Consider the following 14,052-nt stretch of genomic DNA (forward strand, 5'->3'; position numbering starts at 1 on the left):
ATGAGCGAACTGCATCCCGCGCAGCCGGTGCCGGCATCACCCCCCGTGCTGACCGTGTCGGCGCTCAACCAGGCAGTGGGCCGCATGCTGGAGCGGAGTTTCCCGCTGAGCTGGATTTCCGGTGAAATCTCCAATTTCACCCGCGCCGCCTCCGGTCACTGGTACTTCACGTTGAAGGACAGCGCGGCCCAGGTGCGGGCGGTGATGTTTCGCGGCCGGGCGCAATACGCCGATTTCATGCCGCGCGAAGGCGACCGGGTCGAGGTGAGGGCGCTGGTGACGCTGTACGCGCCACGGGGCGACTATCAGCTCAACGTGGAAGCGATACGCCGCGCCGGCATCGGCAATCTCTATGAAGCCTTCCTGCAGCTGAAAGCCAGGCTGACCGAGGAAGGCCTGTTCGATCCGGCGCGCAAGCGCTCGGTGCCGTTGTTCGCACGCACGGTCGGCATTGTCACCAGCCTGCAGGCGGCGGCCCTGCGCGACGTGCTGACCACCTTGCGCCGGCGCGCGCCGCATGTGGCCGTGGTGCTGTACCCGGCGCCGGTGCAGGGAGAAGGTTCGGCCCAGAAAATCGCCCAGGCAATCGCCACCGCCTCCCTGCGCGCCGAATGCGATGTGTTGCTGGTCTGCCGTGGCGGCGGCAGCATGGAAGACCTGTGGTCGTTCAACCACGAGGTGGTGGCGAGGGCGATTGCCGGCTGCACGATGCCGGTCATTTCCGGCGTCGGCCATGAAACCGATTTCACCATCGCCGATTTCGCCGCCGACCTGCGGGCGCCGACGCCCACCGCGGCGGCCGAGATGGCGGCCGCGCCGCGGGCCGACTGGCTGGCGTCGCTGGAAGGCACGGCGCAGGAAATGCGGCGCGTGATGCGGCGCCGGCTGTCGGATGCATCCCAGAGCCTGGACTGGCTGTCGCACCGGCTGGTCAGTCCGGCAACCTATGCCGCGCACCAGCGCCTGAAGCTCAATGCCATGCAGTTGCGGCTGGCGCATGCGACCCGCACGCCGCTGAACATGGCGCGCTTCGCGGTGCGGCAGCTCGAGACGCGGCTGCAGGGGCAGTTGCCCGACCTGGTCGCCGCGCGGCGCCGGATGCAGGACCAGGGCCGCAGGCTGCATGCCCGCGTCAGCATCGAGCAGCGCCAGCGGCGCCAGGCCCTGCTGGCGCTGGCCTCGCAACTGGAACTGCTGAACCCGCAGCGCACATTGGAACGCGGCTATGCCATCGTGACCGATGGCAGCGGCGCGGTGATCCGTTCTCCGGCCGGGCTGAAGGTGCGCGAAAGGCTGACGATGACGCTGGCCGAGGGCAGCGCCGACGTGACGCTGGACAGTGTGCAGCCATCGCTGGAATGAATTGCATTTTTACAGGCAGTGCGGCCAACGGCCATCCGCTTTACAATGCTGTTTTGGCAAATTTACGTTCAACCCAAAAACCATAAGGACACACCATGGAACACACTCTGCCACCCCTGCCCTACCCGATGGACGCGCTGCAGCCGCACATGTCCAAGGAAACCCTGGAATACCACTACGGCAAGCATCACCAGGCCTACGTGACCAACCTGAACAACCTGATCAAGGGCACCGAGTTCGAAAACATGCAGTTGGAAGACATCATCCGCAAGTCCTCCGGCGGCGTCTTCAACAACTCGGCCCAGGTCTGGAACCACACCTTCTTCTGGAACTGCCTGTCGCCACAGGGCGGCAACGCGCCGACCGGCAAGGTCGCCGATGCGATCAATGCCAAGTGGGGCTCGTTCGACAAGTTCAAGGAAGAGTTCACCAAGTCGGCCGTCGGCAACTTCGGTTCCGGCTGGACCTGGCTGGTGGCCAAGGCTGACGGCTCGGTCGACATCGCCAACACCTCCAATGCCGGCACGCCGCTGACCACGGGCGACAAGCCAGTGCTGACCTGCGACGTCTGGGAGCATGCCTACTACATCGACTACCGCAATGCCCGTCCCAAGTTCCTGGAAAACTTCTGGAACCTGGTGAACTGGGAATTCGCGAACAAGAACCTGGCGTAAGCCGGCATCGCTGTTCGTCAGCGCGGGCCGGAGATCCGCGCGCGCGTTGAAAGCAAAAGCCCTCGTCGCACTGACGAGGGCTTTCTCATGAGAGGTTCAGGCTAACGATGATCTGCAAGGTCGTCGATGCGAGCCACCACTTCAGTAGTGATAACGACACGAAACAATAACGATTTCCTGATCGAGGATTTTGTACACCAATCGGTTCGTGTCATCGATCCGGCGGGACCACAGCCCGGCCAGATTGCCGCGCAGACGCTCGGGCTTGCCGATGCCTTCCTCGGGTGACCGCAGCACTTCCCTGATCAGGTCATTAATGCGCCGCAGGGTTTTCCTGTCCTGCAATCGCCAGAAAAGATAGTTGTCCCAAGCCTCGTCGGTGAACTTAAGCGTCCGGGTCGCCATGGGCTTCCCTTTCCGGATCCATCAGTTCCCGGGGTCGCGCGGCACTCAACTGCTCAACTGAACGCGCAAGGTGAACAGCGTTTGCAGGCGAACTGAGCAGGTGGACGGTTTCCACGAGGCTGTTGTAATAGTCGAGCGACATGAGGACTGCATCCGCCGCGTCACGGCGGGTGATGATGGTCACGTCGGCATCCTGCACTACACGGTCGATGACTTCCTTCAGGCTGCTACGCGCTTCCGAAAAGTTAATGATGTTCATGATGCCTCCAGGATGTCGCAGACGATTTTAATGTACAGCTTATTGTACAAGTAATGCGCCGAGCGCTTCTTTGTAACAAGCTTCGGCGCAAAGTCATCATCGAGCTCGCCCGGGGAAACAAGGACCTTCATCGAGGGGGCAAAAAAAATGCCGTCCAGCTTGCGCTGAACGGCATCGGGAAACGGTTGTAATACCGAATTACTTCGGAATCGAGCCTTCCACGCCCTTGACGTAGAAGTTCATGCCCTTGAGCATGCCCACATCCGCTTCCTTGCCGGCCGGGACCATTTCCTTGCCGGACTGATCCACCAGCGGGCCGGCGAACACGATGGCCTTGCCTTCAGCCAGCTGCGCCTTCTTGGCTTCCATCGCGGCCTTGGCTTCTTCCGAAACCGAGGCGTTCACGTTGACCAGGTTGATCGACTTTTCCTTCACGCCCCACCAGGTTTCGCCGTTCTTCCAGTTGCCGTCCAGAGCGGACTGGATGGCCTGCTTGTAGTACGGCGCCCAGTCGATGATGGCCGAACCCAGGTGGGCTTTCGGACCGTAGGAAGACATGTCCGAATCCCAGCCGAAGGCGTTGACGCCCTTCTCTTCGGCCGCCTGCAGCGTTGCCGGCGAGTCGGTGTTCTGGATCAGCACGTCGACGCCCTGGCCGATCATGGTCATGGCGGCGTCGCGCTCCTTGGCGGGATCGAACCAGGAGGAAATCCAGACAGCGCGGGTGGTGACGCTCGGATTGACCGACTGCGCGCCCAGGGTGAAGGCATTGATGTTGCGGATCACTTCCGGAATCGGGAAGGAAGCCACCACGCCCAGCTTGTTGGACTTGGTGGTCTTGCCGGCGATGACGCCCGCCAGGTAAGCGCCTTCATAGGTCTTGGTCTCGTAGACGGCCATGTTGGGCGCGGTCTTGTAGCCGGTGGCGTGCTCGAACTTCACATCCGGGAAATCCTTGGCCACTTTCAGCATCGGCTCCATGTAGCCGAAGGTGGTGCCGAAGATCAGCTTGTTGCCCTGGCTGGCCAGGTCGCGGAAGACGCGCTCGGCGTCCGAGCTTTCCGGCACCTTCTCGACGAAGGTGGTCTGGATCTTGTCGCCAAACGCAGCCTCGACCGCCTTACGGCCCTGGTCGTGGGCGAAGGTCCAGCCGCCGTCGCCCACCGGGCCGACGTACACGAAAGCCACTTTCAGCGGACCGCTGGCGGGCGCCGCAGCCGGCGCGGGCGCGGCGGCGGGCGCGGCCGCCGTCTTGGTTTCGGTCTTTTCGCCGCAGGCGGCCAGCATCATCGACGATGCAACCACCAGCAGGCCGGCTTTGAGCGTGCTGCGTTTTTTCAGGTCAAACATAAAAAATTCCCCAAGGTGAAGAGCGAGAGTCAAACAAAAAAACCAGAATATTTCCGGTAGCAAATTTTACGCCAGAAGCCGCCAGCACACTCAGGCCGCGTTCGGATTAAAGTTCTTGCCCAGCGAGGCCGGGATATTCAGCCTGATCCAGTCTGGATTGCGAGAGATCAGCGCCAGCACCACGATGGTGGCGACATAGGGCAGCATCGCCATGATCTGCGACGGCACCGCGATGCCCAGGCCCTGCAGGTTCAGCTGCAGGATGGTGACGCCGCCGAACAGCAGCGCCCCGGCCACCACCCGCCACGGCTTCCAGCAGGCGAAGGTGGTCAGCGCCAGCGCGATCCAGCCCTTGCCGGCGGTCATGCCTTCCTGCCACATCGGCGTGTAGACCAGGGCCAGGTAGGCGCCGGCCAGGCCGCAGCAGGCGCCGCCGAACAGCACCGCCAGCAGGCGGATGCGGCGCACGTTGTAGCCCAGCGCATGAGCCGACTCCGGCGACTCGCCGGCGGCGCGCAGCACCAGACCGGTGCGGCTGTGGTTCAGAAACCAGGCAAGCCATGCACAAAGAACGAGCGCGAGATAGACCATCGGATGATGGTTGAACAGCACCGGGCCGATGAAGGGAATCTTGGACAGCACCGGAATTGCCATGCTGGAGGTCTTCAGGCTCAGGCCGGTGTACGGTATGCCGACGAAAGCCGACAGGCCGGCGCCGAAGATCGACAGCGCCAGGCCGGTGGCGTACTGATTGGTATTGAGCCAGAGCACCAGCACGGCGAAGAAGCCGGCCGCGGCCATGCCGCCCAGCGCGCCGGCCACAAAGCCCAGCGTTGCGCTGCCGGTGGCGATGGTGGCGGCGAAACCGGCGATCGCGGCCAGCAGCATCATGCCCTCCGCGCCCAGGTTCAGCACCCCGGCCTTTTCATTGACCAGCAGGCCAAAGGCGGCCAGCATCAGCGGCGTGCCGGCATTGATGGTGGCCGCCAGGGCCGGGGTCAGCAACAGCAGAAAGGTATCCATCTATTTACTCCAGCGTACGCGGTAGCCGATCAGCACGTCGGCGCCCAGCAGGAAGAACAGCAGCATGCCCTGAAACACGCCGGTAATCGCGCTTGGCAAGCCCAGGCGCGACTGCGCCAGTTCGCCGCCGATGTAGAACAGCGCCATGATGAAGCTGGAAAACAGGATGCCTACCGGATGCAGCCGGCCGACATAGGCGACGATGATGGCGGCAAAGCCATAGCCGGGCGACATCGACGGCGTCAGTTGGCCGACCGGGCCGATTGCCTCGATCGTGCCGGCCAGGCCGGCCGCCGCGCCGCTGATCAACAGCGTCATCCACAATGCCTTGCGCTGCGAGAACCCGGCGTAGCGCGCGGCGGCCGGCGCCATGCCGCCCACCTGCAGCCGGAAGCCGGCAAAGCTTTTCGACATGAATACCCAGCCGGCCAGCACCGCCAGCAGCGCGAACACGAAGCCCAGGTTCAGGCGCGTGGTCGGCACCAGCGTTGGCAGCAAGAGGCCGCTGGAAAACATCTTCGATTGCGGGAAGTTGAAGCCCATCGGGTCCTTCCACGGGCCGGTTACGAGATAGCTCAGCAGCAGCTGGGCCACATACACCAGCATCAGCGACACCAGGATCTCATTGGTGTTGAAGCGGTCCTTGAGCAAGGCGGTGAGGCCAGCCCAGGCCATGCCGGCCAGCATGCCGGCCACCACGATCATGGCGATCATCGCGGCACCGCCATTGTTGCCCTTGTCCAGCAGCAGCGCCATGCCGCCGCCGCCGATGGCGCCGGCCACCAGCATGCCCTCGGCGCCGATCGACATCACCGAGGAGCGGTAGCAGATCGCATAGCCGATCGCGCACAGGATCAGCGGCGTGCATTTCACGCCGATCTCGGTCCAGCCGCGCAGGTTCTTGATCGGCTCCCAGAAGAATACCGAGAGGCCGGCCAGCGGATTCTTGCCCAGCAGGGAAAACAGGATGGCGCCGCACAGCGTGGTCAGCAGCACCGCCAAGAGCGGCGACGCATACGACATCAGGCGCGACGGCGCGGGACGCGGTTCGAGCTTAAGCATGATTGCGCTCCGCCACGACTTCCGCCTGCTCCATGCCGCTCATCCACAAGCCGATCTGCTCGCGGCTCACACCGCGCGCCGGCACCGGCGCGCGCATACGGCCCTTGGCGATCACCATGAGCCGGTCCGATATTTCAAACAGTTCATCCAGTTCTTCCGATATCACCAGCACCGCGCAGCCGGCGTCGCGCAGGGCGATCAGTTCCGAGCGGATCTGGGCGGCCGCGCCGACGTCCACGCCCCAGGTCGGCTGCGCGATGATCAGCACCTTGGGCTGGCGCACGACTTCGCGGCCAACAATGAATTTTTGCAGGTTGCCGCCCGACAGGCTCTTGGCCAGGGATTGCGGCCCGCCGGCCTTGACCCGAAAACGCTCGATGATCGAAGCGGCCATTGTGCCGATCGCACCGTTTTTGATCATGCCCATGCCCACCGTGGCCGGGCCCTGGTGCGACAGCAGCACATTGGCCGCCAGCGACATCTCCGGCACCGCGCCGCGCCCCAGCCTTTCCTCCGGCACGAAGCCCAGGCCGAGGTCGCGCCGGCGCGCCGCGTTGAAACGCCCGACCGGACGGCCGTCGAGGCGGATTGCGTCATGGGCGGCGCGCGGGTCCTCGCCCGACAGCGCGGCCAGCAGCTCCTGCTGGCCATTGCCCGAGACGCCGGCCACGCCGAGGATCTCGCCGGCCAGCAGTTCGAAGGAAATGTCCTGGAGTTCAGTGGCGAAGGGATGGCTTTTCGCCAGCGACAGCCGGTTCACCACCAGCCGCGCCGCCCCAGGGGTGTGGCTGCGGCTTTCGACATGCGGCAGCTCGGAGCCGATCATCATGCGCGACAGGCTGGCCGCGGTTTCCTGGCGCGGATCGCACACGCCCGTCACGCGGCCGCCGCGCATCACGGTGCAGGTGTGGCACAGCGAGCGGATCTCGTCGAGCTTGTGGCTGATGTACAGGATGCTGCAGCCTTCCGAGGCCAGCTGGCGCAGCGTGCCGAACAGCTTTTCCACTGCCTGGGGCGTGAGCACCGAGGTCGGCTCGTCGAGGATCAGCAGCTGCGGTTTGGTCAAGAGCGCGCGCACGATCTCCACCCGCTGCCGCTCGCCCACCGACAGCGTGTGCACATGGCGCTGCGGCTCCAGTTCCAGGCCGTACTGGCTGGCGGTTTCGGTGATGCGCGTGGCCAGAGTATCGAGCTTCGTGTCCGGCGGCAGGCCGAGCGCAATGTTTTCGGTCACGGTCAGGGTGTCGAACAGCGAAAAATGCTGGAACACCATCGCAATGCCCAACTGGCGGGCAGCGGCCGGGTTGGCGATCTTCGCCTCGCTGCCGTTCCAGAGCACCTGGCCGGCATCGGGCTTGACCGCGCCGTAGATGATTTTCATCAGAGTGGACTTGCCGGCGCCGTTTTCTCCCAGCACCGCATGGATTTCGCCGGGTTGCACCGTCAGGCTCACGCCGTCGTTGGCCACCACGGAAGGATATTTCTTGGTGATGCCGGTCAGCGTCAAACGCGCATTCATCATGTGTTCGTTGTATTGATAGTGCAGTCATGGACAGGAATTGCCTGCTGCCCGGAAGCAAGAGTCAGACCAAGCCCGCCGATTGTGCCCGACAGTCCATGGCCGCGTTCTGCGCTAGCGCGTCCATGCTGATAGTTTTTGCCGCACGTCGGCAGGTAAAAACCCGTCGTTGTGCGGTAGGCGGCGAATTGTATCGCGGCAATCGAGGGCGCGATACTATAGCGGCCCCTGATGACCGCTGGCGTGGCCGACCGGACACGCGACATGGAGTGACCCTTGACTACCCACGATTTCTGGCCCGACTGCGGCTATTCCCTGCTGCGCCGCGACGCCGATCACCGCCTGCTTCTCACGCCCGAATTCCTGCGCGCCGCCTGGCAGCGGCCGGAGGTGGCGCCGGTGGAGGAATCGCTGGATGCCGAGCGCCGCCTGCATGCGGCGCTGCTGGACGACCCGCTGCGGCCGGTGACCGAAACCGAACTGGCTGCGCTGCAGGATGCCGACGCGGTGGAAAACTACCGGGTGATGCTGGACTGGCGGCAGCGCCTGACCGCCGCGCCGACGCTGGAAGCGGCTTATCTCGCGCTGTTTCGCACGGAAGTGACGGCGCCGCCGGTGCTGATCCATAGCCTCACGCAAACCCTGCTGCGCGGCATGCTGGACGGCTGCGGCGATCCCCTGCGGTTGCGGGCGGCCGAGTTGTTCTTCCGGGCGCAGAAGGTGTCGCTGCGCGACGGCGCCGTGCTGCTGGCCGACGCCGACACGGTGCGCCTGCATGAAACCGGCGGCAATTACGGCGACCTCGGCCGCCTGCTGGCCGAAGCCCGCATCAAGCCGCGCCGGGTCGAGCTTGATGTGCTGGACCGCGGCAATGCCGAGCGCTACTGGGCGCGCAGCGAACGCTTCGACACGGTGCTGGAGTTTCGCTTCGGCGGCGATGGCCTGGAAGCGTTTTGCCGCCTGGTGGAGCAGTGGCTGCACCATTTCTACCGGCTGCAGGCGACGATGACGCCACTGCGGGCGATCGAGGATGCGCACTGGGCCTGGCATATCGGCCTGGATGCCCAGGCCAGCGGCATCCTGAACGACCTGTACCAGGGAAAACCGCTGGACGCGTCCCGGCAGCATCGCATCCTGTCGCTGTTCCGGATGGATTTCGCGGATGGCAGCCTGCTGCGGCCGGAAATGGCCGGGCGGCCGGTGTATCTGGCGGCGGCGATGGATGAGGAGAATGTGCTGCGGGTCAAGCCGCAGAATCTGCTGGTGAATTTGCCGTTGGGGGTGGCGGGCTGAGTGGCGGCGGGCTCGGGGAACCGGGTGGCTGGAGCGATTACTTACAGCACATCGTTCAGTCAGGAGATGGCAATGAATCCATTAAACAAGAATCACGTCCCCAACGTCCCCATCATCAGGAAGCCGGAAGAGCTTCATGCAAAGGGCTTCATCAGCGATGCGCAACTTGACGCGGCACTGGCCAATGACAGCGAAAAACTCGGTAAGGCGGACGACGACGTTTTGGCGCTCTACACCCTAAAAATACACAGCGACCAAAATCCAATGACTTCAGATCAGACCGACGCGATCAAAAATGCTAAAGGATTAGCTAGTCAGCAAAGGCCATCAGACGACGAGAAACAATCGGACGGCCGGAAAAAAGCGAATGCAGAGCTAGTAAAAACTCTGGAAGACAATGATTACCACGTTGTAAACGGCTTGCCTGGGAAAGACGAGTGCATGATTGTTTCTGCATTGAAAAGCTTTGCAAATGAAAAGCACCCTGATTTACAAACGTTATTTAAAACGCATCAACAGTGCGCAAACAAACTTAAAGCCAATTCAACCAGCAACATGGATGGCGCCGAGGACGTTGGAACAAACAGCACTGAGGAAAGTGATGTCATTGTTGCTGACAGCGATGACGATGCGGACAATATCCTAGTCAAGAATTACCTCAAAAAAAACCGGACCGTTTCCCACGCAGAACAAGTTGAAGCGTTGCTCGCGAAATTACCGGAGAGCAAAGCGTTTCGCTCTTCAAATATATATGTCACGCTCTACAAGCCAAATCTGGAAGGCAAACACGTTAACTGTACGATAGGCAATCCAGGGGAAAATAAGACCCAAATTATTCTTATTGATTATGGCGATCGGATTGATGCCGCAATTGGGCTTTCGAGACAAAAATTGAAGTAATTCAGCCAAACTGCCAGTGCTGCGGCTATAGATACATTCCGGCCGCAGTGGCAAAGCCCCTTCGCTTCAATTCCCTTCTAAAAATCCCACTGATTCGTAGCTCTCCGAGTCGCAACCCTCTACAGCGTGGAGCTTTTGCTGCCCCATGCAATAGAGCGGCCATCTCAGCCTGTCACCGACGCTTATCAGACGTAAGCATTTCAATTTGGCACGCATCATGCTTAAGTACCGCGCATCAAAGCTGATTTGATGGCCTCTGATAAAGAGTAGAAATACCAATGTGCGTATATCGCACATCCACCAATGCATATAATCCCCTGCCCGCACAGTGCTACGCTGCGCCCATAACAATCAAACTCCACGGCCATGTCACAACCCATCCGTTTCCATTACCGCGGTGCAACCCATACCGTCACCGATGCCCCGCCCACCCAGACCGTGCTGCAGCACCTGCGGGAAGACCTGCACTGCACCGGCACCAAGGAAGGCTGCGCCGAGGGAGACTGCGGCGCCTGCACCGTGGTGATCGCCGAGCTGCAGGGCGACACCCTGGCGATGAAGGCGGTCAACGCCTGCATCCAGTTCACGCCCAGCCTCGACGGCCGTGCGCTGTTCACGGTGGAAGACCTGAAGCAGGCCGACGACGCGCTGCACCCTGTGCAGCAGGCCATGGTCGAATGCCACGGCTCCCAGTGCGGCTTCTGCACGCCGGGCTTCGTGATGTCGCTGTGGGGCCTGTACCTGAAACGCGAGGGCAGCGGCCAGCAGGGCGCGCCCTGCCGCAAGGAGATCGACGACACCCTGTCGGGCAACCTTTGTCGCTGCACCGGCTATCGCCCCATCATCGATGCGGCGCGGCGCATGACCGAGCTGACGCCGGCCAGCTTCGACCGGGCGGCCCTGTCGAACACGCTGCGCGCCCTGCGCCGCGACGCCCCGCTGCGCTATGAATTCGATGGCCGCCGCTTCGACGCGCCGCGCACGCTGGACGAACTGGCGCAACTGCGCGCCGCCCACCCGCATGCCACGCTGCTGGCCGGCTCCACCGATGTCGGCCTCTGGGTCACCAAGCAGATGCGCGAACTGCCGCACATCATCTATCTCGGCCAGGTGGCGGAATTCAGGCGCCTCCGGGAAGACGCCGGCTTCCTGGAAATCGGCGCCGGCGTCACGCTCGACGATGCCTATGCCGCGGTCTGCGCCCATTACCCGGAACTGGCCGAGATGCGCCAGCGCTTTGCCTCGCTGCCCATCCGCAATGCCGGCACCCTGGGCGGCAATGTCGCCAACGGCTCGCCGATCGGCGACTCCATGCCGTGGCTGATCGCGCTGGGCGCGCAGGTGGTGCTGCATTCGGTCGCCGGAGAACGCATCCTGGCGCTGGAAGACTTCTATCTCGGCTACCAGAAAAAGGACATGCGCGCCGACGAGTTCGTCGCCGCGGTGCGGCTGCCGCTGCCGCAGGCACAGCCGGCCCCCGCCCTGCACTTCCGCACCTACAAGCTGTCCAAGCGCTTTGACCAGGATATTTCCGCCGTCTGCGCCGCCTTCGCGCTGACGCTGGACGGCGAGCGGGTGGCACAGATCCGCATCGCCTATGGCGGCATGGCGGCCACGCCGAAACGCGCAGCGGCGGCGGAGTCCGCCATGCGCGGCCAGCCGTGGAACGAAGCCACGCTCGCCGCCGCGATGGCCGCGATGGACCAGGACTATGCGCCGTTGACCGACATGCGCGCCTCGGCCAGCTACCGCATCCGCACCGCGAAGAACCTGCTGCGCCGCTTCTGGCTCGAAACCCGGCCCGATGCGCCGCTGGCCAATGCGGACGTCAATGCCTTCGCCGTGCAACCGGAGACACAAGCATGAATATCCAGAACGAATCCTTCATCAAGCAGGGCGCAGACTGGGCCGAAGTCGGCCGCGCCCATCCGCATGAATCCGCGCTGCTGCATGTGTCCGGCGAGGCCAGCTACACCGACGACCTGCCCGAGCTGCAGGGCACGCTGCATGCCGCGCTGGGCCTGTCGCAGAAAGCCCATGCAAAGGTGCGCAACATGGACCTGGACCGCGTGCGCGGCGCGCCGGGCGTGGTGGCGGTGCTGACCGCGCAGGACATCCCCGGCGTCAACGACTGCGGCCCCATCATCCATGATGATCCGATCCTGGCCGACGGCCTGGTGCAGTATGTCGGCCAGCCGCTGTTCCTGGTGGTGGCCGACAGCCACGACAACGCCCGCCGCGCCGCGCGCCTGGGCATGGTCGACTACGAGGAACTGCCGGCCGTGCTGACGCCCGAGGCAGCGCGCGATGCGCAGTCCTTCGTGCTGCCGCCGATGCAATTGCAGCGCGGTGATGCGCAGGCCGCGCTGCAGGCCGCGCCGCGCCGTCTGCGCGGCGAACTGCACGTGGGCGGCCAGGAACAGTTCTACCTCGAAGGCCAGATCGCCTATGCGATTCCGCAGGAAGACCGCGGCATGCTGGTGCAATGCTCGACCCAGCATCCGTCCGAGATGCTGCATGTGGTGGCCCACGCGCTGGGCCTGTCGTCGCACCAGGTAAGGGTGGAATGCCGTCGCATGGGCGGCGGCTTCGGCGGCAAGGAGTCGCAGTCGGCGTTGTGGGCCACCGCGGCCGCGATTGCCGCGGCCCGCCTGAAGCGCCCGGTCAAGCTGCGCGCCGACCGCGACGACGACATGATGGTCACCGGCAAGCGCCACTGCTTCTACTACGAGTACGACCTGGGCTATGACGACGACGGCCGCATCCTCGGCGCGAAGATCGAGATGGTCAGCCGCGCCGGCTTCTCGGCCGACCTGTCCGGCCCGGTCGCCACCCGCGCCGTCTGCCACTTCGACAATGCCTATTACCTGTCGGACGTGGATATCCGCGCGATGTGCGGCAAGACCAACACCCAGTCCAACACCGCCTTCCGCGGCTTCGGCGGTCCGCAGGGCGCTATCGCGATCGAATACCTGATCGACGACATCGCCCGCGCACTGGGCCGCGACCCGCTCGACATCCGCAAGGCCAACTTCTACGGCCGCAACGATGCCGAGGGCCGCAACGTCACGCCCTACGGCCAGAAGGTCGAGGACAACGTGATCCATGAACTGGTGGCCGAGCTGGAAGCGAGCAGCCAGTACCGCGCCCGGCGCGAGGCGGTGCGTGCCTACAACGCCGCCAGCCCGGTGCTGAAGAAAGGCATCGCGATCACGCCGGTGAAATTCGGCATCGCCTTCAACGTCAGCCACCTGAACCAGGCCGGCGCGCTGGTGCATGTCTATGTCGACGGCTCGGTGCTGGTCAACCACGGCGGCACCGAGATGGGCCAGGGACTGAACACCAAGGTGATGCAGGTGGTGGCGCATGAACTGGGCATCACGCTCAACCGGGTGCGCGCCACCGCCACCGACACCAGCAAGATCGCCAACACCTCGGCCACCGCCGCCTCCACCGGCGCCGACCTGAACGGCAAGGCGGCGCAGGCGGCGGCGCGCCAGGTGCGCGAGCGGCTGGCCGAATTCGCAAGCACCCGCTACGGCGGCGCCGCCAGCGAGGTGCGCTTTGCCGCCGACCAGGTGCATGTGAACGGCGAGGTCTATCCCTTCGTCGAGATCGTGGCGCAGGCCTACCTGGCGCGGGTGCAGCTGTGGTCGGACGGCTTCTATGCCACCCCCGGCCTGCACTGGGACAGCAAGACCATGACCGGCCACCCGTTTTCCTATTACGCCTATGCGGCGGCCGTGTCGGAAGTGGTGGTCGACACCCTGACCGGCGAATGGAAGCTGCTGCGCGCCGACGGTTTGTATGACGCCGGCAACTCGCTGAACCCGGCCATCGACGTCGGGCAGGTGGAAGGCGCCTTCATCCAGGGCATGGGCTGGCTGACCACCGAGGAACTGTGGTGGAACGAGGCCGGCAAGCTGATGACGCATGCGCCCTCGACCTACAAGATCCCGGCTGTCTCGGACTGCCCCGAAGCGTTCTCGATGCGCCTGTTCAAGAACAGCAACGTGACCGACAGCATCCACCGCTCCAAGGCCACGGGCGAACCGCCGCTTTTGATGCCGTTCTCGGTGTTCTTCGCCATCCGCGACGCCATCGCCAGCGTCGGCAACGACAAGGTCAGCCCGCCGCTGCGCGCGCCGGCCACCAGCGAAGCGATACTCGATGCGGTGGACGCGGTCCGCGCCGCCGCCTGAGGA

12 protein-coding genes are annotated in these 14,052 nt (G+C 63.9%); 6 read left to right on the forward strand and 6 right to left on the reverse strand.

The annotated features are described in order from the left end of the window. Positions 1-1,362: an exodeoxyribonuclease VII large subunit gene (gene xseA, locus ABC383_RS09185; RefSeq protein WP_413013312.1), complete on the forward strand. Its 1,362-nt coding sequence runs from the start codon at positions 1-3 to the stop codon at positions 1,360-1,362. A 95-nt stretch (positions 1,363-1,457) separates the two neighbouring features. Next, on the forward strand, positions 1,458-2,036 hold the full coding sequence (locus ABC383_RS09190; protein ID WP_413013314.1) for a superoxide dismutase: 579 nt from the start codon (positions 1,458-1,460) through the stop codon (positions 2,034-2,036). Between the two features lie 141 nt (positions 2,037-2,177). Here ABC383_RS09190 and ABC383_RS09195 read toward each other — a convergent pair whose 3' ends face one another. The 6 genes from ABC383_RS09195 to ABC383_RS09220 all read right to left on the reverse strand — a co-directional run bounded on the left by ABC383_RS09195 (position 2,178) and on the right by ABC383_RS09220 (position 7,654). Further along, positions 2,178-2,441, reverse strand: a complete 264-nt coding sequence (locus tag ABC383_RS09195; RefSeq protein ID WP_413013316.1) for a Txe/YoeB family addiction module toxin — start codon at positions 2,439-2,441, stop codon at positions 2,178-2,180. Beyond that, positions 2,422-2,700, reverse strand: a complete 279-nt coding sequence (locus tag ABC383_RS09200; RefSeq protein ID WP_413013318.1) for a type II toxin-antitoxin system Phd/YefM family antitoxin — start codon at positions 2,698-2,700, stop codon at positions 2,422-2,424. Before ABC383_RS09200 ends, ABC383_RS09195 begins: the two co-directional genes overlap by 20 nt. Positions 2,701-2,898: 198 nt before the next feature. Beyond that, positions 2,899-4,050 carry a BMP family ABC transporter substrate-binding protein gene (locus ABC383_RS09205; RefSeq protein ID WP_413013320.1) on the reverse strand — a complete coding sequence of 384 codons (1,152 nt, stop codon included), beginning with the start codon at positions 4,048-4,050 and terminating at the stop codon, positions 2,899-2,901. A gap of 90 nt (positions 4,051-4,140) precedes the next feature. Further along, positions 4,141-5,073 (reverse strand): ABC transporter permease, encoded by a 933-nt coding sequence (locus ABC383_RS09210; protein WP_413013322.1) that lies wholly within the window; start codon positions 5,071-5,073, stop codon positions 4,141-4,143. After that, positions 5,074-6,135, reverse strand: coding sequence for an ABC transporter permease (locus ABC383_RS09215; RefSeq protein ID WP_413013324.1), 1,062 nt, complete (start codon positions 6,133-6,135; stop codon positions 5,074-5,076). Next, a complete protein-coding gene (locus tag ABC383_RS09220; protein WP_413016288.1) occupies positions 6,128-7,654 on the reverse strand; it encodes an ABC transporter ATP-binding protein in 1,527 nt (508 codons plus the stop codon). The genes ABC383_RS09215 and ABC383_RS09220 overlap by 8 nt, the downstream gene beginning before the upstream one ends. A gap of 276 nt (positions 7,655-7,930) precedes the next feature. On the opposite strand from ABC383_RS09220, the gene ABC383_RS09225 reads away from it, so the two are divergent. The 4 genes from ABC383_RS09225 (at position 7,931) to xdhB (ending at position 14,049) form a co-directional block, all read left to right on the forward strand. Continuing rightward, a complete protein-coding gene (locus ABC383_RS09225; RefSeq protein ID WP_413013326.1) occupies positions 7,931-8,947 on the forward strand; it encodes a DUF6352 family protein in 1,017 nt (338 codons plus the stop codon). A 72-nt stretch (positions 8,948-9,019) separates the two neighbouring features. Next, positions 9,020-9,847 carry a hypothetical protein gene (locus tag ABC383_RS09230; RefSeq protein WP_413013328.1) on the forward strand — a complete coding sequence of 276 codons (828 nt, stop codon included), beginning with the start codon at positions 9,020-9,022 and terminating at the stop codon, positions 9,845-9,847. Positions 9,848-10,213: 366 nt separating this feature from the next. After that, a complete protein-coding gene (gene xdhA / locus ABC383_RS09235; protein ID WP_413013330.1) occupies positions 10,214-11,713 on the forward strand; it encodes a xanthine dehydrogenase small subunit in 1,500 nt (499 codons plus the stop codon). Next, positions 11,710-14,049, forward strand: coding sequence for a xanthine dehydrogenase molybdopterin binding subunit (gene xdhB / locus ABC383_RS09240; RefSeq protein WP_413013332.1), 2,340 nt, complete (start codon positions 11,710-11,712; stop codon positions 14,047-14,049). The genes xdhA and xdhB overlap by 4 nt, the downstream gene beginning before the upstream one ends. Positions 14,050-14,052 lie beyond the last annotated feature (3 nt).

This window comes from Noviherbaspirillum phoenicis, from assembly GCF_047237965.1.
Taxonomy (GTDB): domain Bacteria; phylum Pseudomonadota; class Gammaproteobacteria; order Burkholderiales; family Burkholderiaceae_D; genus Noviherbaspirillum_A.

What these genes read in the sequence shown, in the direction of transcription:
- xseA (WP_413013312.1), top strand. Translation starts at nt 1, where the DNA reads ATGAGCGAACTGCATCCCGCGCAGCCGGTGCCGGCATCACCCCCCGTG.
- ABC383_RS09190 (WP_413013314.1), top strand. Translation starts at nt 1,458, where the DNA reads ATGGAACACACTCTGCCACCCCTGCCCTACCCGATGGACGCGCTGCAG.
- ABC383_RS09195 (WP_413013316.1), bottom strand. Translation starts at nt 2,441, where the DNA reads ATGGCGACCCGGACGCTTAAGTTCACCGACGAGGCTTGGGACAACTAT.
- ABC383_RS09200 (WP_413013318.1), bottom strand. Translation starts at nt 2,700, where the DNA reads ATGAACATCATTAACTTTTCGGAAGCGCGTAGCAGCCTGAAGGAAGTC.
- ABC383_RS09205 (WP_413013320.1), bottom strand. Translation starts at nt 4,050, where the DNA reads ATGTTTGACCTGAAAAAACGCAGCACGCTCAAAGCCGGCCTGCTGGTG.
- ABC383_RS09210 (WP_413013322.1), bottom strand. Translation starts at nt 5,073, where the DNA reads ATGGATACCTTTCTGCTGTTGCTGACCCCGGCCCTGGCGGCCACCATC.
- ABC383_RS09215 (WP_413013324.1), bottom strand. Translation starts at nt 6,135, where the DNA reads ATGCTTAAGCTCGAACCGCGTCCCGCGCCGTCGCGCCTGATGTCGTAT.
- ABC383_RS09220 (WP_413016288.1), bottom strand. Translation starts at nt 7,654, where the DNA reads ATGAATGCGCGTTTGACGCTGACCGGCATCACCAAGAAATATCCTTCC.
- ABC383_RS09230 (WP_413013328.1), top strand. Translation starts at nt 9,020, where the DNA reads ATGAATCCATTAAACAAGAATCACGTCCCCAACGTCCCCATCATCAGG.
- xdhA (WP_413013330.1), top strand. Translation starts at nt 10,214, where the DNA reads ATGTCACAACCCATCCGTTTCCATTACCGCGGTGCAACCCATACCGTC.
- xdhB (WP_413013332.1), top strand. Translation starts at nt 11,710, where the DNA reads ATGAATATCCAGAACGAATCCTTCATCAAGCAGGGCGCAGACTGGGCC.